Here is a 23,651-nt window from a genome sequence, read left to right on the forward strand (position 1 = left end):
CCCGGCGGCGTTGCCGCCTCTTTCAGGGAGCCCCCACCTTGTCCAAACGATCGAATCTCATGACGCGCATTCTCGTTGCCGCGTCCTGCGTCGTCGTCGGCGCCTTTGCAGGCTTTTCCGTCTATATCGACAGTCTCCAGCGCGCCACGACCACGAAAGCAGTGGAGGAGGATATCGCTTCCTCCGGAAATCAGGCGGCGCAGAGCGTCGCCAACTGGCTGAACGGCCGTGTGACGCTGACCGCGATGGCGGCGGACGCTGCCGGCCGGGTGGCTGACGAAGCGGCCATTCAGGGCGTCCTGAAGAACGACGTGCTGACCGGCGAATTCATCTCCACCTATGTCGGCGACGAGAGCGGCCGGTTCATGATCTGGCCGGATTCGAAAATGCCCGACGGCTACGATCCGCGCCAGCGCCCCTGGTATCAGCAGGCGGTGAAAGCCGATGCACGCGTCCTTACCGAACCCTATGTCGACGCGTCGAGCGGCGACCTGATCATCAGCGCCGCTGTGCCGGTGAAGCACGAAGGCAAGCTTTACGGTGTGACCGGCAGCGATTTCTCGCTGAAGGCCCTCGTTTCCATGGTCAACGGCATCGATGTCGGCGGCGAAGGCTTTGCGTTCCTTGCCAACAAGGATGGCCAGATACTGGTTCATCCGAATGCCAAGCTCGTGACGAAGACGCTCGCCGACGCCTTCCCGGCGGATACGCCGGCGATCGGCACCGGGATCATGCACACCGAGCTCGACGGCAAGCCGATGCTCGTGAGCTTCGTGCCGGTGAAGGGGCTCCCGTCGGTCGAATGGTATGTCGGCTTCGCGCTCGATGCGGATGTCGCCTATTCGGCGATCAGCCAGTTCCGCGTCGCCGCGACGATCGCCACGATCCTGGCGGTCGGCGCCATGATCGCCTTCCTCGCCACACTTCTGAGCCGCCTCGTCATCCGTCCGGTAACCGACATGACCGGCGCCATGGAGAAGCTCGCAGCCGGCAGTCTCGACGTTACGATTCCGGGTGAGGAGCGGCGCGACCAGATCGGGTCGATGGCGGCGGCCGTCGCCGTTTTCCGCGCCAATGCGGTCGAACGGAAGCGCCTGGAAGACGAGGCCGATTCCAACCGGTCGCTTTCGGAGCGCGAGCGCCTCGAGCGCGAAGCGCAGAAGACCCGCGATGCCGCCGAGGTTCAGCATGCGGTCGATGCGTTGGCAACGGGTCTCGGACGGCTGGCCGACGGCGATCTCGCCTATCGGATCGGCAGTCCCTTTGCCGATCGCCTGGATCGCCTCCGGGAAGACTTCAACAATTCGGTCGCCAAGCTGCACGACGCGCTTTGCGCCGTCGGGGCGAATGCCCGCGCGATCGACGCGGGTGCGAGCGAAATCCGTTCGGCCGCCGACGACCTCGCACGCCGCACCGAACAGCAGGCGGCATCCGTCGAAGAAACGGCCGCTGCGCTCGAGGAGATCACCACGACCGTCCGCGATTCCGCCCACCGGGCCGAGGAAGTCGGTGCGCTGGTCGCCCGTACCCGTGCCGGTGCGGAAAAGTCCGGAGAAGTGGTGCAGAATGCGGTCGAGGCCATGCATGCCATCGAGAAATCATCAGGAGAAATCTCGAACATTATCGGCGTCATCGACGACATCGCCTTCCAGACCAATCTCCTGGCGCTGAATGCCGGCGTCGAAGCGGCACGGGCCGGCGAGGCGGGCAAGGGTTTCGCGGTCGTCGCCCAGGAGGTGCGCGAGCTCGCTCAACGCTCGGCCAATGCCGCCAAGGAAATCAAGGCGCTGATCACGACCTCCGGCGAGCAGGTGCATTCGGGCGTGACGCTGGTCGGCGATACCGGACGGGCGCTGCAGGCGATCGTCGCCGAGGTGCAGGAGATCAACAAGCATGTAAGCGCAATCGTGACCGCGACGCGCGAGCAGTCGACCGGTCTCCAGGAGATCAACACGGCCGTCAACACGATGGACCAGGGCACGCAGCAGAACGCCGCGATGGTCGAGCAGCAGACGGCCGCCAGTCACGGTCTCGCATCCGAGGCAGCGGCGCTCAACGCGCTGCTCTCCCAGTTCATACTGGGCGAGACGCAAGCGGCCTCTTACCAGGCCGCGAGCCGCCGCCGCGCGGCCTGACGGCAATCCCGGGGACTGTGCAGCGGTTTCCGTCTGGAATAGCTTGAACAAACAAGGCCCGGTTCGTCGCCGGGCCTTTTTCATTTTTCGAGCGTCGCTACCGTTTCCACATGCGCCGACCAGAGGAACTGGTCGATCGGCGTCACCCCGGTAATGCGATAACCGGCTGCGGTCAGTATCGAAAGGTCCCTCGCCAGGCTCACCGGATTACAGGAGACGGCGGCGACCTTCTTCACGCCGGATCGGGCAAGCTCGTGACATTGCGTTTCGGCGCCGGCGCGGGGCGGGTCGAAGACCACGGCGTCGAAGGCTTTCAATTCCTGCGCCATCATCGGCCGGCGGAAAAGATCGCGCTTCTCGGCGGTCACCGGCTTCAGCCCCTGGGTGTTGCGTGCGGCGAAATCCAGCGCCTTCACGGCCCTGTCGTCGCCTTCGACCGCGTGAACGCGTGCCGTTCGTGCAATCCTCAGCGCAAAAGTGCCGATGCCGGCGAAGAGATCGGCAACGCGCTTCGCCTTGCCGACGTGAGCCAGCACCAGCTTCGCCATCGCGTCTTCGGCAGGCCGTGTCGCCTGAGTGAAGGCGCCGGGCGGCGGCAAAACCGTCACACCGCCGAAATCGATCGCGGGCTTGATCGGCTCGACGACGATCTCGCCATTCAAGCTGACGCGCGCGATGCCTCGCTCGCCAAGAACGGCATCGACGGTAGAGCGCCGCTGCGGATCGCTGAGTTTCACCCCCTCGAAGGCGAGATCGAGGCCCGTATCGGTTTCGAGCACGGTAATACGGAATGGTTCGGCGCTCGACGCCATGGCCGCGGCGATTTTGCGGATGGTCGCCAGCCGCGAGACGATGCCGGGGCTGGTGATCGGACATTCGCCGATCGAAACGATATGATGGCTCTGCATCTGGTTATAGCCGAGCAGCAGTTCCTTTTCCGTCCGCCGAGCGGTGAAAACGGCACGGCGGCGATCGCCGGGCCGCGCGATGATCAGCGGGGCGACCTCCGGCGTCAGTCCCTTCGACCTCAAGGCGTCGATGACGAGATTGCGCTTGAAGGCGTGGTAGAGCGCGTCGGATGCGTGCTGCAGCGTGCAGCCGCCGCACGTCCCGTTGACACCGTCCGGCCCGAAATGCCGGCATGGCGGCTCGACCCGCTCCGGGGAGGCCTCCTTCAGCGATATCAGCGTGCCGCTCGCCTTGTTGACCGCGAGCGAGACGGTCTCGCCGGGGAGCGTGAACGGTGCAAAGACGAGACCGGCTTCTGTCCGAGCGACGCCGTCGCCTTGGGCGCCGAGACGATCGATGGTCACGATCCTGGTGCTCATGGCTTGCGCCCCGCCAGAAGAAATTCGCTGTTGCCGTCACCGCCGGCAATGGGCGAGGGGATCAGGCCGAGGCTTCGCCAGCCCATGTCTTCGACGAGCCACCGCTCGAGTTCGGCTGCCACCGCCGGAGCGCTCTCCGGATCCTTCAGCAGCCCGGCCTTGCTGATCGCATCGCGGCCGGCCTCGAACTGCGGCTTGACGAGCAGGATGCAGCAGGCGCCCGGTTCCGCCAGGCCGAGGGCCGGCGGCAGCGCCAGCTTCAGCGAGATGAAGGAGACATCCGAGACGATGAAAGTGATGGCGCGCTCACCGACGTCGCCGCGGGTCATGGACCGGGCATTCAGGCCTTCGATGTTCGTCACGCGCGGGTCTTCGGCGACGCGCGGATGTATCTGACCGTGGCCGACATCGACGGCGACCACATGCGCGGCGCCGCGCTTCAGCAGCACCTCGGTAAAGCCGCCGGTCGAGGCCCCGACGTCGAGACAGGTCTGCTCCGATGGATCGAGGCCGAAGTGATCGAGCGCCGCCACGAGTTTCAGTGCCGCACGCGAAACATAATCCTGCGCCGGATCGTCAATGGTGAGCGTAACGCTTTGCGCGAAGGTCGAGGCCGGCTTGGTCACGGTGCGGCCGTCGACCTTCACGGTTCCCCGCTGGATCGCGTCGCGTGCGCGTGCGCGGCTGGCCACCAAGCCCCTGTTCAGGAGCAATTGATCGAGGCGGATCGTCATCTGTGTATCTTGGGACATGGGTCGTCATCGCGCGTCCCGCCGCGCAATGCAAGTGAACTCTTGGACGGCTCAGCCGGCGGCGCCGAGGCCGACGCCGTGCTTCTGGCCGAGCGCCTTGAAGACGGTCGATACGATGCCGGCGCGGTCGAGGCCGGCACGGGCGTACATCGCTTCCGGTTTTGCCTGCTCCATCCAAATGTCGGGCATGACCATGGGGCGCACTTTGAGGCCGCCGTCGAGGAGGCCTTCTTCCGCAAGGAACTGCAGCACGTGGCTTGCGAAGCCGCCGACCGCCCCTTCCTCGATGGTGATCAGAACCTCGTGATGGCGGGCAAGCTGACGGATCAGATCATGATCGAGCGGCTTGGCGAAGCGGGCGTCGGCGACGGTCGTCGAGAGGCCGGCGGCATCCAGGTCTTCCGCCGCCAGCAGACAATCGGCGAGCCGTGTGCCGAAGGAAAGCAGCGCCACCTTGCTCCCCTGCTTGACGATCCGGCCCTTGCCGATCGCAAGAATTTCGCCGCGCTCCGGCAACTCGACGCCCACGCCTTCGCCGCGCGGATAGCGGAACGAAATCGGACCCTCGTCGAAGGCCGCGGCGGTGCGCACCATATGCTTCAGCTCCGCCTCGTCGGCCGCCGCCATGACGACGAAGCCCGGCAGTGTCGCCAGATAAGTCGTGTCGAAGGAGCCTGCATGGGTCGGCCCGTCGGCGCCGACGAAGCCGGCGCGGTCGATCGGAAAGCGGACCGGCAGACCCTGGATGGCCACGTCGTGGACAACCTGATCATAGGCGCGTTGCAGGAAGGTGGAATAAAGCGCCGCAAAGGGTTTGTACCCCTCCGCCGCAAGGCCGGCGGCGAAAGTCACGGCATGCTGCTCGGCTATGCCGACATCGAAGCAGCGCGAGGGATGCACCGAGGCGAACTTATCGAGGCCCGTCCCGGACGGCATGGCGGCAGTGATCGCAACGATCTTGTCGTCGAGGGTCGCCTCCTGCGTGAGCGCGTCCGCGAAGACGGAGGTGTAGGCGGGTGCGTTGGGCTTCGCTTTCGCCTGAGCCCCGGTAATCACGTCGAATTTGTTGACGCCGTGATACTTGTCGGCCGCGGCTTCCGCTGGCGGATAGCCCTTGCCCTTCTGCGTGACGACATGGATCAGGACCGGGCCTTTCGCATTGTCGCGAACGTTGCGCAGGACCGGAAGCAGGTGGTCGAAGGAGTGTCCGTCGATCGGACCGATATGGTAGAAGCCCATCTCCTCGAAGAGCGTGCCGCCGGTGACGTAGCCCCGGGCATGCTCCACCGCGCGGGTGATCGCCCGGTCGACGGTCTTGCCGAGATAGGCAGTGAGTTTCTTGCCGACCTCGCGAATGCCCATATAGGTCCGCCCGGAGGCGAGCCGCGCCAGATAGGCGCTCATCGCGCCCGTCGGTGGTGCGATCGACATGTCGTTGTCGTTGAGAATGACGATGAGGCGCGCATCGAGCGCGCCGGCATTATTAAGCGCTTCGAAGGCCATCCCGGCCGACATCGCGCCGTCGCCGATCACCGCGATCACATTGCGGCTCTTGCCGTCGAGTTCGGCGGCGACAGCCATGCCGAGACCGGCCGAGATCGAGGTGGAGGAGTGCGCTGCGCCGAAGGGGTCGTATTCGCTTTCCGCCCGCCGGGTGAAGCCCGAGAGCCCGTCTTCCTGGCGCAAGGTGCGGATGCGATCGCGCCGGCCGGTCAGGATCTTGTGCGGATAGCACTGGTGTCCGACATCGAAGATCAAGCGGTCATGCGGCGTGTCGAAGATCTTGTGGATGGCGATCGTCAGTTCGACGACGCCGAGGCCCGCGCCCAGATGCCCCCCGGTGCGCGACACGGCATCGACCATCTCGGCACGCAATTCGGCCGCCAGCTGCGGCAGGTCCCTGTCGTCGATCTTCTTCAGATCGTCGGGATATTCGACCTTATCGAGCAGGGGAGTTGCCGGCATCGGATTGGTTGGCAGTTGTGTCACGCTGCATGCCTCATGCGCGCCGGAGATAGGCGCGCGCATTGTTGTTGGGTCGTCGGAACGGCTCTTTCTTAGAGGTAATCGCCGTTGAATGCAAAATTAGGCTTTCCTGCGGCTTCAACCAAGAGCGGGATAAGGAAAACCTGCGCGGTTTTCCGTCGCATCGCGATCGAACCCCTGAAAACGACCTTAACGGAGATCAGCTTGCGGGCAAGGGTATGAACTCTTCTTCGTCTCCCGGCACGATATCGAAGCGTCCCGTGCGCCATTCTTCCTTTGCCATGTCGATCCGCTCCTTGGAGGAGGAAACGAAGTTCCACCAGATATGGCGCGGCGAGCCGAGCGCTGCCCCGCCGAAGAGCATCACGTGACAGCCTGCAGGCCCTGCGGTGATGGTGATTTCGTCGCCGGGACGAAAGACGAGGAGTTGATTGTCGTCGAAATGGTCGCCGGCGATGATCGCTTCGCCGGCAAGGATGTAGAGCGCGCGCTCTTCCCAGTTGGCCGCGAACGGCGCGCTCTTGCCGGGCTCGATCATGAGGTCGACATAGATCGTATCGGTAAAGGTGGAGACGGGCGAAGCCGCCCCTTCGAACTGACCGATGACGACGCGCGCGCGAACCCCGCCATCGGCAAGATGCGGCAGCATACGCTCCTCGGTATGCGCGAAGACCGGATCGATCTCCTCCATGGCGTCGGGCAGCGCCAGCCAGGTCTGCAGTCCTGAAAGAGAGCGTTCGTGCCCGCGCTGGTTTTCCGGCGAGCGCTCCGAATGCACGATGCCGCGCCCGGCGGTCATCAGGTTCACGTCGCCCGGGCGAATGACCATTTCGGTGCCGAGGCTGTCGCGGTGCTTGATCTCGCCGTCGAACAGGTAGGTGACGGTCGAAAGTCCGATATGCGGATGCGGGCGGACGTCGATCGCCTGGCCGGCACGCAGCAGCGCCGGGCCCATCCGGTCGAAGAAGATGAAAGGACCGACGAGCCGGCGCTTTGCAGTCGGCAGCGCCCGCCTGACCTGCAGGCCGCCGATATCGCTGGTACGCGGGATGATCAGATGCTCGATTGCGTCGCAGGCGGGCTTGTCGCCGGCGAGCGGATCGGGACCGGGAAAGAAGGACATGGCAGGCGCTCCGGTTGTGGCATTCACTGAAGATTACCGTCAGTGCTTCCGGTTCGGTAGCGGCAATCGGGAGACGGAGTGTTTCTGTTTGGAGTCCCGCAAGCGGGTTTGCACCGATGCGTGCCGCTTGTCCCTTCGCCCCGCCTGCGGGGGAGGGCCGGCAGGCCGGATGAGGGGCGAATCTCGCCTGGAATGAAGACTACTCCGCGTCGAGCGGCTCGACTCCCTGCGGCCGGCCGGCGCGGTCGAGGCGGATCTTTTCGATACGGTCCTCTGCCGCCTTCAACAAGGCCTCGCAGTGCTTTTTCAGGGCCTCGCCCCGCTCGTAGATCTCGATCGATTTGTCGAGTGCGACGTCGCCGCGTTCAAGCGCCGAAACGATACGTTCCAATTCCTCGACGGCCTGCTCGAAGGAGAGGGCGGAAACGTCCGGTTGCGCATTGTTGTTCATGAATTACCCTCTCATCAATCTCAGAATATGCAGGCCGGCCGACTCGGCCAGGCCTTGCAAGTCATAGCCGCCTTCGAGCAGGCTGACGATGCGGTTGCCGGCGCTCCTGCCGGCAACGTCAATGAGACGACCCGTCGCCCAGTCGAAATCTTCGCCGACCAGATTGATCTGGGCCAATGGATCGCGGTGGTGGGCGTCGAAGCCGGCGGAAATCAGAAGAAAGTCGGGCCGGAAATTCTCAAGCGCGGGCAGCACGCGCGAACGGAAGGCATCGCGGAAATGCTCGCTGCCGCTATTGGGCGAAATCGGCGCATTGACGACATTGTTCCTGACGCCCGTCTCGTCCTTGGCACCGGTACCGGGATAGAGCGGTATCTGATGCGTGGAGCAGAAGAGCACCGACGGGTCGTCCCAGAAAATGTCCTGTGTGCCGTTGCCGTGGTGGACGTCCCAATCGACGATGGCAACGCGTTCGGCACCATGCGCCGTCTGCGCGTGGCGCGCGGCGATCGCTACATTGTTGAAAAAGCAGAAGCCCATGGCCCTGTTCTTCTCGGCATGGTGGCCGGGCGGGCGGGCTGCGACGAAGGCATTGTCCGCTTCCCCGGCGAAGACCGCGTCGACAGCCGCCACAGCACCGCCGATGCCGGTCAACGCGGCCTCGAGGCTTTGCGGGCCAGCATAGGTATCGGCCTCGAGCTGGTTGATGTCCTCGTCCGGGATGTCCCGCTTGATTCGCAGCAGGTGCTCTTCCGTGTGGGCGAGCAACACCAGATTTTCGTCACCCTTCGATGCCTCGACCCGCTCCAGATCCGCGAAATTCGGATGCTCCAACGCAAGATTCAAGGCCTTCAGCCGATCCGGCCGTTCGGGGTGCCCTTCCGGGACCTCGTGCTTCAGGAAGACCGGATTTTCGTAGAGATGCGTGGTCATCCGGCGAAATTAGTGCGCATGCCTGTCAAAATCCATGGCGCGCGACGCGAAACTGCCGATTTTCAACAGCGCGGATCGAGCAGGATCTTGCCGTCGCGATCCGGGTCGGCCTGATGCGCAAGGGCGTCGGCGAGCCTGCTCAAGGGGTAGGTGGCGGCAATGGGGCTGGCAAAGAGGCCGCTCTGCAGCCCGGCGAAGCTGCGCAGGAAAGCGGCTTCGAGTGTCTCCCGGCCGGCGGAATGCACCCAGGTTCTCAGCCAAAGAAAGGCGAAACGTATGTCGGGCCGGCCGCTGATCGCCGTCTGAGGCACGGGTGCGCCACTGAGCGCTCCATACTGGATGAAGGTCCCGCCGGGGCGAATGGACCGCCCGATCAGCTCGCCCGCCAGCGCGCCGCCGACGGCATCCAGCACCGCATCGAATTGGCTGTCCATGAGGAGATCGCCGCTCTCGGCCACCAGGATCCGGTGTGCCTCGCCGAGACGGCCGCGTCTCCTCTCGCTGCGAAGCATGGCCGTCGGCACCGCGCCTTCGAGCGCAAGCAGCTTCATCAGCATGCCGCCGATGGCAGAGCCCGCAGAGGTCACGCCGACATCCATGCCCTCGAGCGATCCGAAATGCTCCCGCAGCGCTTCGACAAGCCTCAACGCCGTTAGCGGATTGACATAGCTCATCGCCGCCTGTGCGTTTTCGATCCCGTCCGGCACGCGAAAGCACCATTCGGCAGGTCGGAGGAGGAATTGCTGCCAAAGTCCGCTCGCGCCGATCGGGACGACCCGATCTCCGGCCTTGAAGCCTTGCACGTCCGGCCCGACGCGCCTGACGATGCCGACGCCCTCGAAGCCGGGGACGAAAGGCAGGACGGTGCGCGCGCTGTAGGCGCCCGTAACGGGGATCAGGTCCGAAGGATTGATTGCCGCGAGCGATATCTCGACCTCGACTTCGCCCGCGCCTGCGGCAGGGCGGGGTGCGTCCACGAGCTCGATGACTTGTCCGGGGTCGCCAAACTGTCTAACGAGTGTGGAGCGCATCGGGGAGCCTCGCATGGACGGCACAGAGCGGGAAAATGTCACGGAAGTCCGCATTCCGTTCCGCGATATAGACATGCACGGCCATATGCACAATGCGGCCTATTATGCGCATGCGGAGGCCGCACTTGCCAATCTCTGGCGTCACCGGCCGGCAATCGCGGAAGAACCGGCCTATCTCGTCCGCCGCTCCGCCTGCATCTTCCATCGTGGTCTGCGCTTCGACGATCCCGCGCGCTTTACGGTGACCGTCGCGAAGATCGGCGGCAGCTCGATAGGTTTTGCCGTGCGCGTCGAGACCGGCGACAAACTTGCCGCCGAGGTCGAGATCGTCTGGGTGGCCGTCGACCGTGCCCGCCATCAACCGGTACAGCTGCCCGCTCCCATCCGGGAATGGCTCGCCGGCTATGCCGCCTGATCCGGTCTGCAGCTGCTGAAGTGGGCGGCGATCCCCATGCCGCCGCCGATGCCCATCATGGCCAGCCCTTCCGCCGGGGAAGAGGCCGCGAACATCTGCGAGAACAGCCGGACGACGAGAATGGCGCCGGAAGCGCCATAAGGGTGGCCGAGCGCGATCGCGCCGCCGTCGCTGTTGACGCGTTCGGGTGCGATATCGAGCTGGTCGAGGCTCCCGAGAACCTGCGAGGCGAAGGCCTCGTTGAATTCGATGAAATCGACGCGGGCCACATCGAGCGCGGGATTGCGCGCGCGAAGCTTCGCCATGGCGGGGACGGGGCCAAGGCCGAGTAGCTTCGGTTCGACGCCGGCCGTCGCCGCATCGGTGAAGACGAGACCGAAGGCGACACCGCGCCTGCGCGCCTCCGCGAGGTTCGTCATCAGTACCATCGCCGCGCCGTCATTGACCGGGCATGCATTGCCGGCGGTGACGGTGCCGCCAGCAACGAAAACCGGCCTCAATCGCGAGAGCGTCTCGCCAGATGCGTTTGCGCGAGGGCACTCATCCCTTGCGACAGGCCCTGATGATGTCGACACGGGCACGATCTCGCGCGAGAACCGGCCTGCCGCTTCGGCCGCGACGGCGCGTCGGTGGCTTTCGAGCGCAAACCGGTCCTGCCGCTCACGCGAGATGCCGCAGGCCGTGGCGACGTTCTCCGCTGCAACGCCCATATCCGGATCGCCGATCGAATCGGGCGCCATCCGCGCGCGTTGGACCGGCTGTGGCTCTTCGCCGCGCGTGAGCGGGGGCCGAAGGCGGATATGCGCGCGACTGGCGCTCTCGGTGCCTCCGGCAAGGTAGAAACGACCCGCGCCGGCCTGGATCTGCCGAGCCGCAAGGACGATCGCCTCCAGCCCGGAGCCGCATTGACGGTCGACGGTGACGCCCGGAATTGCCACGGGCAATCCTGCCTCGAGCGCGGCGAGGCGTGCGAGATTGCCGGCACTGTTGGCGGCATTGCCGACGATCACGTCGTCGATCTCTGCCCGGTCGATGCCAGTATCCGCAATGATCCTTTCGATCAGCAAGGCGGCAAGGCTTGCAGGCTCGATCGCGGCAAGGCTGCCGTTGACGCGGCCGACCGGCGTTCGCAGTGCGGCGATGACGACCGGGGTGCGATCGGGGTCAGAGGAGGCGTTCAAGGGCACTGTTCTCCTCCGCGATCCATTGCCGAAGCTCTCCCGCCGCGACCTTGCCGGAGGCGGTCATCGGCATCTTCCGGCAGAGCCATATCCTGCGCGGGCGCTTGTAGCGCGGCAGGGCGGCGGCAAGATGACGTTCGAGTGCCGCATGGTCGAATCCGGCGCCGGGCTCGATCACCGCCGCAAGCTCGCTGCCGAGATCCGGATGATCGAGACCGAAGACAAGGGCCGTGTTCACGCCGCCGGCTCCCTGGATCACGATCTCCACCTCCGATGGATAGATGTTGTTCCCGCCCGAGACCACCATCCCGCCCGCCCGGCCGATGAGGTGCAGGGTGCCGCCCTCGTCAAGGAAACCGAGGTCGCCGACCGTCGCGAGCTTTCCTTGCCGGCGGAATCCCGCTCCGTCGCCGCCCGCGATGTAACCGTCGGATATGAGCTCGCTTTCGACGAAGATCGTGCCCGTTTCTCCTGCGGGAAGGCGCTCGCCTTTCTCGTCCCGGATCTCCAGGCGAACGCCGGGAAAGGCCTTTCCGACTGCGGTCGGCGTGTGCCTGTCCGTCGGCCGGGAAACGCTGATGAAGCCGAGTTCCGAGGCGCCGTAATATTCCGTGACCTGAGCCTCCGGAAAAGCGCGTGTCGCCGCTTCCCGATCCGTCGGCGTGAGCTTGGCTCCGGCGACGGTAATCTGTCTGACCGATGTCAACGGCGAACCGGCCGCGCGCTCGCAGAGCCGCCGCAGCATCGTGGGCACCAGCACCAGCCGTTTCGCCCCGGTGGCCGCGATCGTGGCCAAAGCCTGATCCGCCTCGAAGTGCCGAGCGCCCACGAATTCGGCTCCGGCCGTCAGGGTCTCCGCGAGCGCGTAAAGCGTCAGGCCGTGCGCCAACGGTCCCGGAGCGTAAGTCGTTGTCTCCGGCCCGAGCCCGAAAAAGCTCTGCCCGGTCTCAAGGCTCACCCGCCAGGACCGGCGGTCGCGGATGATCGCCTTCGGATCGCCTGTCGTGCCCGAGGTGAAGACCACGAGAAACGGATCACCGCCGCAGCCGGCGGGGATTGCGGGCGGAGCATCGGAGGCGCCTTGCAGCAGACGGCTTTGTCCTGCCGACGGCACGTCGATGCGCAAGAGATCGCGTTCGGCGCGGATGACGATCTCCGGCCGCAGGCGCTCTTTCATCCGTTGGCGCGCGATCTCGGGCAGATGCGGGTCGATCAGGGCGGCGCAATGGCCGGCCGCGGTCGCGGCAATGAAAGCGGCGGGAAAAAGCGGGTGATTTCCCGTTTCGAGCGCGACCAGCCGAACGCGGCCGGAAAGTATGCTTTCTTCTGTCGCCTGTGCACCCGAGCGGTGGATGGCCGAGAGGATGCGTCCGGCCTCCGCGGCAAGGTCGCCAAAGGTGAAAACCCGGCCTTCCATGCGGAAGGCCGGGGAATACGGGCGTTCGCTCGCATGGATCGCGACTGCCTCGGAGAGCGGCACTGCGTCAGACGCGCGCCGGCAGCAGCGGATAGCCGGCGTAGACGGCCCGGGCGGCGAGCGTCGCGATCACGGCCTTCAACAGGTCGCCCGGAATGAAGACGAGCGAACCGGTTGCGGCGGCCATCAGAGGCGTGCCGGTGACGGCAGAGAGCCACGGAACCCCGATCCCATAGAGCACGACGATGCCGCCAAGGACCGAGGCGAGGAAGAAGCCGACAAACTGGCGCGCTTCCGAATTCGTGGACTGGACGAAGCGCTCGGCGATCAGGCCGGTAACGAAGGCGGCAACTGCCCAGCCGAAGATGAACCCGCCCGAGGGGCCGGCCAGGACGGCGAGTCCGCCGCGGCCGCCGGAAAGTACCGGCAGTCCGATCGTGACGAGCAGGATGAGCAGGAGGAAGGCGAGGGCGCCGCGCTTCGCGCCGATGATGCAGCCGGCGAGCATCACGCCCATCGACTGCGCCGTGATCGGAACGGGAATGAAGCCGAGCGTGATCGGCGGTACGAGGCCGAGCACAACGATGATGGCAGTGAAAAGCGCAACGAGGACGAGGTCTCTGGTGTTCATATAGCCCTACCTTTTATTAGAAAACGCGAATTTATTGACGGCGAAATCCCCTCGCGTCAATGGCGGCCGCGATCGTGTCCGCATCTTTCAGCGTCAGGATGATCAGCGGGCCGATGATGGTCAACGGCCGGATCGGCAGTCCGCGTGCCCGATGCGCTTCGGCGAGTGCCTGATACCGGGCGAAGATGTCGGGCACGAACCGCAGCACGAGGCCAAGCGCCAGACCGACATCTGCCGCCCTCAAGAGACCGAGGCGCTCCAGCGGCTTCAGGAGGATCGTTACCTCGTCCATGAAAGCGCCGATCGTCGTGGTCGCCGTGACCGCGGCTGCAAAGAGGACGAGCGCCATCAGCCGCAAGACGAGCGCCGCGACCTGCGGCACGGGAACGAGGAACAGATTGACCGCGGCAAGGATCAGAATGGTGAAGAAAACGAAACCGACGCGCGACAGCGCTTCGCGCGGTTTCAGCCCGAGCGAGAGGTAAAGCCAGCCGCTGAGGAGAAAGGCAGGCAGCAGCAGGAAGGGTGAGTCCGTCGCGAAGAGCGCGATGCTCAAGACGGCGAGCGCGACAAGCTTGGCGCGCACCGGCACGCGGTGAAACCAGCTACCTCCCTCGACATAGAGGCTCGTCAGCATCCGGCGACCTCGTGATAGCGCCGGATGGTTTCGGTCGGCCCACCGTCGGCAACAAGGCGGCCCTCGTGAAAGAGCAGGACCCGTTCGGCGCTCTCGGCCAGCGCCAGATCATGGGTGATGACGATCGTGTCTTCGTCGAGCGTGTCGATCGTCTCGGCGACCATCCGGCGATTTCTGAGGTCGAGCTGATTGGTCGGCTCGTCGAGGATCAGAATTTTCGGCCCGGTGACGATGACGCTCGCCATGGCGACGAGTTGCGTTTCGCCTCCGGAAAGCTCGTGCACCCGCCTCCGTGCGAGGTGGCTGACGCCGAAGCGTACAAGGACTGCCTCGGTCCGCGACGCGATCTCATGCGCAGGCAGCCCCCGGTTCTTGAGCCCGAAGGCGATATCGTCGGTGACGATCGGCATGATCAGCTGGTGCTGCGGATTTTGAAAGATGAAACCGGCTTCGGCGAGCACTGCCCTGTCGTCCTCGACCGTGTCGAGGCCGTTGACCTTGACCCGTCCGGTCGTCGGCTTGACGAGCCCGTTGATCAGCCGTGCGAATGTGGTCTTTCCGGAGCCGTTGAGACCGATGACGCCGACCCGCCGCTCATCGAGGGCAAGGCTCAGAGGTTGAAGCGCGACCCGTTCGCCGAAGCTGACCGAGCAATCGGTAAAGCGGATTTCCAAGCGTCGGTCCTCGCGATGTTTTGCGTGATCGCTCTATAGGACAAGTCGATCGTAAAGGGCAATGTAGTGTGCACAACAGGTCTGTTGCCGACTCACGTTTGAAACTTGGGAATAAAAGCCTACTCTCTGTTCATGACGATTCGCCTTTCCAATCGCGATGCCCGGCGCATCTTTCTCGCCAAGCAGGGGCTCTCGGCCGCGCCGCATCGCGCGCTCGGCAAGGACGGCTTGCTGCAATTGATCCACGACATGGGTTTCGTGCAGGTCGACAGCATAGCGACCGTCGAGCGGGCCCATCATCAGATTCTCTTTTCCCGCAATCAGACCTATCGCCGCGAGCATCTGGCCGAGCTTCTCGAAAAGGACGGCGAGCTCTTCGAACATTGGACCCACGACGCTTCGATCATACCGAGCACCTTCTTCGTCTACTGGAAGCATCGATTCAAATGGGAGAGCGAAACGCTCCGCGAGCGCTGGCGCAAATGGCGCGGAGAAGACTTCGACGCGGGCTGCGAGGAGACCTATGCGAGGATAGCGAACAATGGCGCCGTCATGGCGCGCCACCTTAAGGAGGACGGCCACGAATCCGGCGGCTGGTGGAACTGGCACCCGTCGAAGACGGCTCTCGAGGTGCTCTGGCGCCAGGGCAAGCTTGCGATCGCCCGGCGCGAAAATTTCCAGAAGGTCTATGATTTGACGGAACGCGTCATTCCGGCTCGCCACTACGACGGCGAGGTCGCGCATGAGGAGTTCATCGACTGGGCCTGCCGCAGCGCGCTCGAGCGGCTGGGCTTCGCCACCCACGGCGAGATCGCCGCCTTCTGGGATCTCGTATCGCCGGACGAGGCGAAGGACTGGGTCGCTGCCCATCGGGACGAACTGTGCGAGATCGTCATCGAATCTGCCAATGGTGGCAAGCCGCGCCCGTCCTTTGCGTTCGCCGGCTTTCCCGACGGGCTCGGCGACATTCCCGACCCGCCCGCCCGCGTCCGGGTGCTGAGCCCCTTCGATCCGCTGCTGCGCGACCGGAACCGGGCCGAACGGCTCTTCGATTTCTTCTACCGTATCGAGGTTTTCGTACCGGAGCCGAAGCGGGAATATGGCTATTATGTCTTCCCCTTGCTCGAAGGCGACCGGCTGATCGGCCGCATCGACATGAAGGCCGATCGCAAGCGCGGAAGCCTCGACGTTCGGCGCCTCTGGCTGGAGCGCGGCGTCAAACCCTCTTCGGGCCGGATGGAAAAGCTTATGGCCGAACTCGACCGCATCGCCCGCTTTGCCGGCGTCGAGCAGGTCAAATTGCTCGATGGCTGGAACGCTGCCCTTTCCTGACCGATTTTCCGTGCTTTGTTTTTTCTTGGCTTGCGGGCCGGCGCTCCCTAAATGGAGCCAGTAAGTTTCACGACCCAATCCTTCACGGCAGGGAGCAGAACCATGGACACCAACCTGATGAGCCTCTTCGATGCGGACGAGGCGACGGTCCGCAAGGTTCTCTCCGAGACGCTTGCCGGCGCCGATGACGGCGAACTCTTCCTTGAGCATGCGCAGGCGGAGGTGCTTTCCTTCGACAATGGCCGCCTGAAGGGCGGGAGTTTCAACACCGACCAGGGCTTCGGTCTGCGGGCCGTCGCCGGCGAAGCCGTCGGCTATGCCCATGCCGGCGAACTGTCGCTTGCGGCCCTGAAGAGGGCGGCGGACGCCGTGGAGCAGGTGACCCGAGGCTATTCCGGCTCCTACGCGGCAGCCCCGCAGCGCACCAACAAAAAGCTCTACGGCGACGAGAACCCCATCGGCGAGCCGAGTTTCGAGACGAAGGTCAAGCTGCTTCAGGAGATCGACGCCTATCTGCGCGCCAAGGAGCCGAAGGTCCGCCAGGTGACCGCGACGCTCGCGGCGAGCTGGCAGGTCGTGGATATTCTGAGAGCCGACGGGCACCGCGTCCACGATGTCCGGCCGATGACGCGGATCAACATCTCCGTCGTGGTCGGCGAGGGCGACCGCCAGGAAAGCGGCTCCTTCGGTATCGGCGGACGGCGTGGCTTCGGCGATTTCATAACCGAGGAAAACTGGAAAAGCGGGACGGAAGAGGCTTTGCGGCAAGCGCTCGTGAACCTCGAGGCGATCGATGCGCCGGCCGGCACCATGGATGTCGTGCTTGCCTCCGGCTGGCCGGGCGTCATGCTGCACGAAGCCGTCGGCCACGGCCTGGAGGGCGATTTCAACCGCAAGAAGACCTCCGCTTTCGCCGGGCTGCTCGGCGAGCAGGTCGCTGCGAAGGGCGTGACGGTCGTCGACGACGGCACGATCGAAGCGCGGCGGGGCTCCATCTCGATCGACGACGAGGGAACGCCGTCCGGCTACAATGTCCTGATCGAGGACGGCAAGCTCGTCGGCTATATGCAGGACCGGCAGAACGCCCGTCTGATGGGCATGGAACCGACCGGAAACGGCCGCCGCCAGGGCTACGCCCACGTGCCCATGCCGCGCATGACCAACACCTACATGCTTGCCGGCGACCGCACGCCCGATGAAATCATCTCGTCGGTGAAGAGGGGCATCTATGCCGTCTCCTTCGGCGGCGGCCAGGTCGATATTACCTCAGGCAAATTCGTCTTCGGCTGCACCGAGGCCTATCTGATCGAGAACGGCAAGGTCGGAGCGCCCGTCAAGGGTGCGATGCTGATCGGCAACGGTCCGGATGCGATGAAGCGGGTGACGATGGTCGGAAACGATACGAAGCTCGATACCGGCATCGGCAATTGCGGCAAGGCCGGCCAATGGGTGCCGGTCGGCGTCGGCCAGCCACACCTGCGCATGGATCAGATCACCGTCGGCGGCACGCAGGCCTGACAACGTGCCCTCATCTTTGTGCTTGTTACGGATGTGAGGGCAGCCGCCACTGCGGCGGGGGAAGCGTTCTTTCAGCTGTTGCGGACTCACCCCCCATCAGGAAGCAGGACGCAGTCATAGGACCGCTTCTTCAGGATGCTGCAGGCGGTCGTCGCCGCTTCACGACTGGCGAAGCCTACGAAACCTACGCGATAGGCTCCGCCCGAGCCTGCGGCCTCGGTGTGGGGGGCGGCGCCGAGAAGGGCCGCGCCGCCAGCCGATTGTGCCTCGACGAGCATCTTGCGCGCGCCTTCCGCGGTCGGTGCGGAGGAAATCTGAATTCTCCAGCCGCTCGCCGGTGGTTTCGTGCCCGCGGCCGCCACTGCGGTTGGCCGGTCCGCCGGGACGATAGCTTCCGTCGGCGCTGCGGCGACAGCTTCGACCGGGGGCTGGGTACCCACATAGGACAAGGAAACGCCAGGCAAGCTCGCCACGTCGGCCAGGCGGGGTGCGCTTGCCGCTGCGATCATCGGGCGGCCGGGCGAGGAGACCCTGCCCAGGTGCTGGTCGAGGAGCGCCGCCATCTTCTCATCACGGCTTCGCGCGCTTCGCCCACCGAGCACCACGCCGATGATGCGGCGGTTGCCGTCGCTCACCGCGCTTACGAGATTGTAGCCGGAGGCCCGCGTGTAGCCGGTCTTGATGCCGTCCATCCCCTGGTATCGATACATCAGATTGTTGTGGCCTCGGATCACACGGCCGCGGAAGGCGAAACTCTGGACCGAGAACAGGCGGTACTCGCGCGGATAGTGTCGCATGAGGGCAACGGCGAGCCGCGCCATATCGCGAGCCGTGGTCACCTGTTCGCTTGCCGGCAGACCCGAAGCGTTGACGAAGAATGTGCGGTTCATGCCGAGCTGGCGCGCTTTTGCGTTCATCATTCTCGCAAAGCCTTCCTCGGAACCGCCAAGCCGTTCGGCCATCGCTGCCGCCGCGTCGTTGGCCGAACGAATGATCATGCCGTAGACAGCCTCTTCGACGGTGATCGTTCCTCCGGCCTTGACGCCGAGCTTCGTCGGCGGCTTGCGTGCAGCGGTCGCGGACATGGGCACAGGCGTTTTCCAGGCGATCTGGCCGCGGTGAAGCGCTTCGAAGGTCATGTAGAGCGTCATCATCTTGGTGAGAGACGCGGGATGGTGGAGCGTGTCGGGGTTTTCGGCAGAGAGAACCCGGCCCGTCCGAGCGTCGACGACAAGAGAGGCGTTGCCTGCCATTGCCTGAACGGCACCGAAGAAAAGCACGGCGATCGTCGCCAGAGCCAATCGAAAGCTCGTCATCGAACTCCCCCTCATAGAGATGTGCGGCCGATATCGACGCGGTACGCTGTTTTGACAGGCTCGAGGCGTCGTTGCAACCTCGCCGCACAAAAGGCGGCCCGCTCTTTCGCACCGCCCGGCCGATTCAGCAAGGCTTAACCCCGCAGAAGTTACCGTCCGGGCCGCAACGCCCGTCCACGCTCGACAGGACGATTTGAGAAGACGGAAGAAGATGAAACACGGCTTTGCGGGTTTGGTCCGCTACCATGCCAAGCGCGCCGCTATCACCGGCGGGCTCGAAGCTGCGCATCTGCTTGCGCGGGCACGGCTGATGGGGGCGGCCCGCGGGCGCGGGGCGATCTTCACCCTGCATCATGTTCGCCCGAGGGTTGCGCGGGCTTTCGATCCCAACGCCCATCTGGAAATCTCGCCGGAATTCCTCGAAGAGGCGATCGTGACTTTGAAGCGGGACGGCTATCGCTTCATCCCGCTGGACGACCTGCCCGCCTGCCTTGCTTCCGCCGATACCCGGCCCTTCGCCTGCTTCACTCTCGATGACGGCTACCGCAATAATCTCGATCACGCCCTGCCGGTCTTCGAGCGCCACGGCGTGCCCTTCACCGTTTTCGTCACCGCCGGTTACATCGACCGCAGCCATACGCTCTGGTGGGAAACGCTCGCCGATCTTCTGTCCGTCTGCAGCAGGTTTCGCTTCGATTTCGGCGCAGGTGAGGAAGCGGTGGCGAGCGAAAACCTTGCGCAGAAGCAGGCCGCCTTCGATCGGATCGCCGCTTACGTCCATGGCAGCGATGAGGCCCATGCGCTCGCGACACTAAACAGGGCCGCGCAGGAGCACGGCATCGATCCGCTGGCCATCACCGAGCGTTTGACGCTGGATGAAGTGGGTCTTCGGAGCCTGATCCGAAGCCCGCTTGCGAGCCTCGGCGGACACACGATCAGTCATCGCGCACTTGCGCGGCTTGGAGACGACGAGGCCAGCCGCGAAATCTCAGCCTCCGCCGAACGCGTCGGGACGATCACCGGTCGCCGGCCCACGAGCTTCGCCTATCCCTATGGGGACAGGCTCGCGGTTTCGCCCCGCGATCATCGGCTGGCGGCGGAACTCGGTTTTGCCGTGGCGGTGACGACGCAGCCCGGCATGCTGTCCGAGGCTGCCAATCCTCATGCGCTGCCGCGCATTTCGCTCAACGGCCATTTCCAGGCCGCGCGCTATGTGACCGCGCTCGGTTCCGGCATCCCGTTCCGGCTCTTTGCCCGCCAGGCAGCTTGAGGCGCGGTGGCAGCGTCTTTCCGTCAGGGGTACATCCGCACTTTCGTCCAACCGCCATCCGGCGTTTCGCGGCGGAACTCGACACGGTCGTGCAGCCGGAAGGGACGGTCGTGCCAGAATTCGATCGACAGTGGACGGATGCGGAATCCGGACCAGTAGTCCGGACGTGGAATCTCGCCGATCGCATGCCGCGCCGTGTATTCGGCGACGGCCTTCTCCAGCGCAAAGCGGCTTTCGAGCGGCCGGGACTGCTTCGATGCCCAGGCGCCGATGCGGCTGCCGCGGGGCCGGCTCATGAAATATTCGTCGGCTTCCTGGTCGGAGACGACTTCGACCGGACCGCGCAGACGCACCTGGCGGCGCAGCGATTTCCAGTGGAAACACAGGGCCGCCTTTGGGGTCGCAAGCATTTCCCGGCCTTTCTGACTTTCGAAATTCGTGTACAAGACGAAGCCGCGTTCGTCGAACCCCTTGAGCAGGACCATGCGTACATTGGGCATGCCATCCGGGTCGACGGTCGCAAGGGCGACGGCGTTCGGATCGTTCACCTCGCTCTTTTCGGCTTCCTTCAGCCATGTGCCAAAAAGGGAAAAGGGCTCGCTTGCTTCCGTGAAGTCACTGGTTGTTAACTCGTTCGCGGTCATATTGTCTTCCAATGCCGTGTGTCTGGCGCGGGAACGCTTCGGGATGAGCCGAGTGGCGTTTCCGCATCGTAATAGTGTCAGAGCCTGCCTGCGGACTTCCTCGGGACGTGGTGCGCTCTGGCGAGTCTGACAGGAATGCCGTGCAAGACATAGCAAAGCGGAACGATGGCAAGAAGGGTCTTTCCTTCGCATTGCTGCGCAGCGCGGCAATTTGCGTGACGATTCTCGCCCTGCCGGGGTGCATGGGCGCGGGCCTCGACGTCTTCGGGGGATCGGGCGTCGATCGTTCGGTCTCGACCGGAACCGTGCCGGTGGCGAAGACATCCGACGGCCTTTCCGATGCCATAGCCGTGCGCGACCTCGTTACCGCTGCCGACATCAGTCAGGGCAAGGACAGCACCATCCCCTGGGCAAATGCAAATTCCGGCAGCGCCGGCGTCATCAGCAGCATCCAGGAAGACCATGCCTCGGGCATGCGTTGCCGCCGCTTCACGACGACCCGGCACTCCTTCGAGGGCATTGCCAAGTTCGATGGCAACACCTGCCAGCTCGGCAACGGGGAATGGTACCTGACGAGCTTCGGCCCGCGGAGCTGAAATCGCAGGTTAACCATATTGCCGCAAAGCGGCCGGCGAAGCGTCCCGGACGATGTTTTCGGCACCGCGTCCCCGCTTCCGACTAACCGATAGTTAGCAACTTCGCCCGATCATCGCCCGGTGACGGAGAAGGTCTCGCAGACCCTCTTCGCTCGTCGTGAGGTGTCAGGCGGGCATCCGGGGAAGGACCGCCGAGTAGAGAAAACGATAGCAGCCATGCGCGATCCCTATGCAATTCTTGGTGTGCGTCGCACCGCCGGGCAAGAGGAAATCAAGGCGGCCTGGCGCTCCGTCGCCAGAGCGGTCCACCCCGATCACAATCAGGACGATCCCTCCGCCAACGAACGCTTCGCGGAAGCGGGCAGGGCCTATGAGCTGCTTCGCGATCCGGTGCGCAGAAGCCGTTACGATTGGGCGCGGCGCGAGGCGGAGCTTCGTCGCATGGAAGCGATGAAGGAGAAGATGCGAGGCGCGGAGGTGCCGGAGGACCCTGTCGGCACCGAAACGGCCGAGGAAGCGATTTCGCGCATATTCGGCGTCGAGCCGCAGCCCGCTGCCGCCAGGCCGAAATCCTCCGTGCGTGCCGCCGAACGGGAACGTGCGCCGGTGGAAGCCAAAACCGAGCTCGCCGCCGAAGCAAAACAAGAGCAGCCGAAAGCCGACGCGTTTGCCCGTCGCTCGATCATGCCGGCGGCGGATCTGGTCGCGGCGATCGTTCAGCGTATTCGCGGACGCATCGCGAAGACGGCCGAGAAGGTGCCGGATCTTGCCGTCGACGTTCACGCCAGCGTCGACGACGTGATCAATCTCGCGCGGGTGCCGGTGGAGCTTCCGGACGGAGAACTGCTGAAGGTCCCCATCCCGGCCGGCGCTACGGACGGCCAGGCGATCCGCCTGAAGGAGCAGGGCTACCGCGTTGCCGGGATGGCGCGCGGCGATGTGGTGGCAACCCTGCGCCTCCGCCAGGACGGCCCGTTCCGGACCCGCGGTCTCGACCTCGTCACCACATTGCCGATCGATCTTCAGAGCGCGGTTCTCGGCTGCGAAACGACGATCGATGCGCCGAACGGACCGCTCACGGTGACGGTGCCGGCGTGGTCGGGCTCCGACAAGGAGATCCGCATCGCCGGAAAAGGCTTGCGCGGGGCGGACGGGGATAGCGGCGACCTGGTCGTCGAATTGCGGGTGGTGCTGCACGAAAAACCGGACGACAAGGTGACGGACCTCATGCGATCCCAGCGTGACGGCCTCTTTTTATGAAGCTTTTCTGACAAGCTGAACCAATATTACGGGGACTAACAGTTCCTGATCTGCCTCCTGCTTGAACCGCTGTGGCGCCTATGCCATAGGCAATGCTCGACAATTGCCGCACCCGCTGCAGGAGGCGCGGCATCCTGGCATTCGTGAAATTTTGCCACCGGCAGCAGCTGGTGGAGGCAGACAGTATTGGGGACATTCCATGGCTCAGGCATCGGGTCTGATGAATGGCAAGCGCGGCGTCATTATGGGCGTCGCAAACAATCGCTCGATTGCATGGGGCATCGCGAAGGCCTTGGCCGAGGCGGGGGCCGAGATCGCGCTGACATGGCAGGGCGACGCTTTGAAGAAGCGCGTCGAGCCGCTGGCGCAGGAGCTTGGTGCCTTCATGGCCGGCCATTGCGATGTGACCGACCTCACCACGATCGATGCCGTATTCTCGGCCCTCGAAGAGAAGTGGGGCAAGATCGATTTCGTCGTGCACGCGATCGCCTTTTCCGACAAGGACGAATTGACCGGGCGCTATCTGGATACGAGCCGCGACAACTTCGCGCGTACCATGGACATTTCGGTCTATTCCTTCACGGCGGTCGCCGCACGTGCGGATCGCGTCATGAACGACGGCGGCTCGATACTGACGCTCACCTATTACGGCGCCGAGAAGGTCATGCCGCACTATAACGTCATGGGTGTCGCCAAGGCGGCCCTCGAGGCAAGCGTTCGCTATCTGGCGGTGGACCTCGGCAACCGCGGCATCCGCGTCAACGCGATCTCCGCCGGGCCCATCAAGACGCTTGCTGCGTCCGGCATTGGTGATTTCCGCTATATCCTGAAGTGGAACGAATACAACGCCCCGCTGAAGCGCACCGTCTCGATCGAGGAGGTCGGCAATTCTGCCCTCTACCTGCTTTCCGACCTGTCGAGCGGCGTTACCGGCGAAGTCCATCATGTTGATTCCGGCTACCACACGGTCGGCATGAAGGCCGTTGACGCGCCGGACATCAGCGTTGTGAAGGATTGACAG

The 23,651-nt window shown here is 64.5% G+C and carries 22 protein-coding genes; 8 read left to right on the forward strand and 14 right to left on the reverse strand.

Features of this window, described 5'->3' with window-relative positions; all coding sequences use genetic code 11:
- The first annotated feature begins 38 nt into the window (after nucleotides 1–38).
- Entirely contained in the window at nucleotides 39–2,135 is a 2,097-nt protein-coding gene (gene mcpU, locus ACFHWW_RS14385; protein ID WP_379938853.1) for a methyl-accepting chemotaxis protein McpU, read from the forward strand.
- Nucleotides 2,136–2,215: 80 nt separating this feature from the next.
- Here mcpU and ACFHWW_RS14390 read toward each other — a convergent pair whose 3' ends face one another.
- The 7 genes from ACFHWW_RS14390 to ACFHWW_RS14420 form a co-directional block, all read right to left on the reverse strand.
- The gene (locus tag ACFHWW_RS14390) at nucleotides 2,216–3,463 is read right to left on the reverse strand and encodes a class I SAM-dependent RNA methyltransferase (protein WP_379938855.1); all 1,248 of its coding nucleotides are present in this window, start codon (nucleotides 3,461–3,463) and stop codon (nucleotides 2,216–2,218) included.
- On the reverse strand, nucleotides 3,460–4,215 hold the full coding sequence (locus tag ACFHWW_RS14395) for a TlyA family RNA methyltransferase (protein ID WP_018094423.1): 756 nt from the start codon (nucleotides 4,213–4,215) through the stop codon (nucleotides 3,460–3,462). Before ACFHWW_RS14395 ends, ACFHWW_RS14390 begins: the two co-directional genes overlap by 4 nt.
- A 51-nt stretch (nucleotides 4,216–4,266) precedes the next feature.
- Complete coding sequence (gene dxs / locus ACFHWW_RS14400; RefSeq protein WP_033047215.1) at nucleotides 4,267–6,180, reverse strand: 1-deoxy-D-xylulose-5-phosphate synthase; 1,914 nt, start codon at nucleotides 6,178–6,180, stop codon at nucleotides 4,267–4,269.
- A gap of 220 nt (nucleotides 6,181–6,400) precedes the next feature.
- Nucleotides 6,401–7,324 (reverse strand): pirin family protein, encoded by a 924-nt coding sequence (locus tag ACFHWW_RS14405; RefSeq protein ID WP_379938857.1) that lies wholly within the window; start codon nucleotides 7,322–7,324, stop codon nucleotides 6,401–6,403.
- Between the two features lie 199 nt (nucleotides 7,325–7,523).
- The gene (locus ACFHWW_RS14410) at nucleotides 7,524–7,775 is read right to left on the reverse strand and encodes an exodeoxyribonuclease VII small subunit (RefSeq protein WP_003535810.1); all 252 of its coding nucleotides are present in this window, start codon (nucleotides 7,773–7,775) and stop codon (nucleotides 7,524–7,526) included.
- 3 nt (nucleotides 7,776–7,778) lie between these two features.
- Nucleotides 7,779–8,708, reverse strand: a complete 930-nt coding sequence (locus ACFHWW_RS14415) for a histone deacetylase family protein (RefSeq protein WP_018094426.1) — start codon at nucleotides 8,706–8,708, stop codon at nucleotides 7,779–7,781.
- 62 nt (nucleotides 8,709–8,770) lie between these two features.
- Complete coding sequence (locus ACFHWW_RS14420; RefSeq protein WP_100669189.1) at nucleotides 8,771–9,739, reverse strand: zinc-dependent alcohol dehydrogenase family protein; 969 nt, start codon at nucleotides 9,737–9,739, stop codon at nucleotides 8,771–8,773.
- Between the two features lie 13 nt (nucleotides 9,740–9,752).
- On the opposite strand from ACFHWW_RS14420, the gene ACFHWW_RS14425 reads away from it, so the two are divergent.
- Nucleotides 9,753–10,154, forward strand: coding sequence for an acyl-CoA thioesterase (locus ACFHWW_RS14425; protein ID WP_379938860.1), 402 nt, complete (start codon nucleotides 9,753–9,755; stop codon nucleotides 10,152–10,154).
- Here ACFHWW_RS14425 and ACFHWW_RS14430 read toward each other — a convergent pair.
- From ACFHWW_RS14430 to ACFHWW_RS14450, 5 genes are read right to left on the reverse strand one after another with little or no spacing between them, the layout of a single operon-like run.
- Nucleotides 10,142–11,335, reverse strand: a complete 1,194-nt coding sequence (locus ACFHWW_RS14430; RefSeq protein ID WP_379938862.1) for a thiolase family protein — start codon at nucleotides 11,333–11,335, stop codon at nucleotides 10,142–10,144. The two genes, ACFHWW_RS14425 and ACFHWW_RS14430, sit on opposite strands and share 13 nt — an antisense overlap.
- Nucleotides 11,319–12,815 carry a class I adenylate-forming enzyme family protein gene (locus ACFHWW_RS14435; protein WP_379938864.1) on the reverse strand — a complete coding sequence of 499 codons (1,497 nt, stop codon included), beginning with the start codon at nucleotides 12,813–12,815 and terminating at the stop codon, nucleotides 11,319–11,321. Before ACFHWW_RS14435 ends, ACFHWW_RS14430 begins: the two co-directional genes overlap by 17 nt.
- A gap of 4 nt (nucleotides 12,816–12,819) precedes the next feature.
- Nucleotides 12,820–13,383: a biotin transporter BioY gene (locus ACFHWW_RS14440; protein WP_379938866.1), complete on the reverse strand. Its 564-nt coding sequence runs from the start codon at nucleotides 13,381–13,383 to the stop codon at nucleotides 12,820–12,822.
- Nucleotides 13,384–13,414: 31 nt separating this feature from the next.
- Complete coding sequence (locus ACFHWW_RS14445) at nucleotides 13,415–14,020, reverse strand: CbiQ family ECF transporter T component (RefSeq protein WP_379938868.1); 606 nt, start codon at nucleotides 14,018–14,020, stop codon at nucleotides 13,415–13,417.
- Nucleotides 14,014–14,694, reverse strand: a complete 681-nt coding sequence (locus ACFHWW_RS14450) for an energy-coupling factor ABC transporter ATP-binding protein (protein ID WP_379938870.1) — start codon at nucleotides 14,692–14,694, stop codon at nucleotides 14,014–14,016. The genes ACFHWW_RS14445 and ACFHWW_RS14450 overlap by 7 nt, the downstream gene beginning before the upstream one ends.
- A gap of 132 nt (nucleotides 14,695–14,826) precedes the next feature.
- On the opposite strand from ACFHWW_RS14450, the gene ACFHWW_RS14455 reads away from it, so the two are divergent.
- The gene (locus ACFHWW_RS14455; protein ID WP_275602609.1) at nucleotides 14,827–16,026 is read left to right on the forward strand and encodes a winged helix-turn-helix domain-containing protein; all 1,200 of its coding nucleotides are present in this window, start codon (nucleotides 14,827–14,829) and stop codon (nucleotides 16,024–16,026) included.
- Nucleotides 16,027–16,128: 102 nt separating this feature from the next.
- Nucleotides 16,129–17,544, forward strand: a complete 1,416-nt coding sequence (tldD, locus tag ACFHWW_RS14460; RefSeq protein ID WP_275596636.1) for a metalloprotease TldD — start codon at nucleotides 16,129–16,131, stop codon at nucleotides 17,542–17,544.
- 86 nt (nucleotides 17,545–17,630) lie between these two features.
- Here tldD and ACFHWW_RS14465 read toward each other — a convergent pair whose 3' ends face one another.
- Nucleotides 17,631–18,860, reverse strand: coding sequence for a D-alanyl-D-alanine carboxypeptidase (locus ACFHWW_RS14465; RefSeq protein WP_324763049.1), 1,230 nt, complete (start codon nucleotides 18,858–18,860; stop codon nucleotides 17,631–17,633).
- A 211-nt stretch (nucleotides 18,861–19,071) separates the two neighbouring features.
- Here ACFHWW_RS14465 and ACFHWW_RS14470 point away from each other — a divergent pair, with 211 nt between their 5' ends.
- A complete protein-coding gene (locus ACFHWW_RS14470) occupies nucleotides 19,072–20,130 on the forward strand; it encodes a polysaccharide deacetylase family protein (RefSeq protein ID WP_379938873.1) in 1,059 nt (352 codons plus the stop codon).
- A 23-nt stretch (nucleotides 20,131–20,153) separates the two neighbouring features.
- Here ACFHWW_RS14470 and pdxH read toward each other — a convergent pair whose 3' ends face one another.
- Nucleotides 20,154–20,966: a pyridoxamine 5'-phosphate oxidase gene (pdxH, locus tag ACFHWW_RS14475; RefSeq protein ID WP_379938875.1), complete on the reverse strand. Its 813-nt coding sequence runs from the start codon at nucleotides 20,964–20,966 to the stop codon at nucleotides 20,154–20,156.
- On the opposite strand from pdxH, the gene ACFHWW_RS14480 reads away from it, so the two are divergent.
- The 3 genes from ACFHWW_RS14480 (at nucleotide 20,915) to fabI (ending at nucleotide 23,648) form a co-directional block, all read left to right on the forward strand.
- The gene (locus ACFHWW_RS14480; RefSeq protein WP_198516561.1) at nucleotides 20,915–21,370 is read left to right on the forward strand and encodes an RT0821/Lpp0805 family surface protein; all 456 of its coding nucleotides are present in this window, start codon (nucleotides 20,915–20,917) and stop codon (nucleotides 21,368–21,370) included. The two genes, pdxH and ACFHWW_RS14480, sit on opposite strands and share 52 nt — an antisense overlap.
- A gap of 216 nt (nucleotides 21,371–21,586) precedes the next feature.
- Nucleotides 21,587–22,630, forward strand: coding sequence for a DnaJ C-terminal domain-containing protein (locus tag ACFHWW_RS14485; RefSeq protein WP_379938878.1), 1,044 nt, complete (start codon nucleotides 21,587–21,589; stop codon nucleotides 22,628–22,630).
- A 199-nt stretch (nucleotides 22,631–22,829) separates the two neighbouring features.
- Entirely contained in the window at nucleotides 22,830–23,648 is an 819-nt protein-coding gene (fabI, locus tag ACFHWW_RS14490) for an enoyl-ACP reductase FabI (RefSeq protein WP_018094441.1), read from the forward strand.
- Nucleotides 23,649–23,651: the final 3 nt, after the last annotated feature.

Origin of the sequence: Sinorhizobium sp. P24N7 (assembly GCF_042436655.1) — a bacterium.
In the GTDB taxonomy this organism is placed as follows: domain Bacteria; phylum Pseudomonadota; class Alphaproteobacteria; order Rhizobiales; family Rhizobiaceae; genus Sinorhizobium; species Sinorhizobium meliloti_A.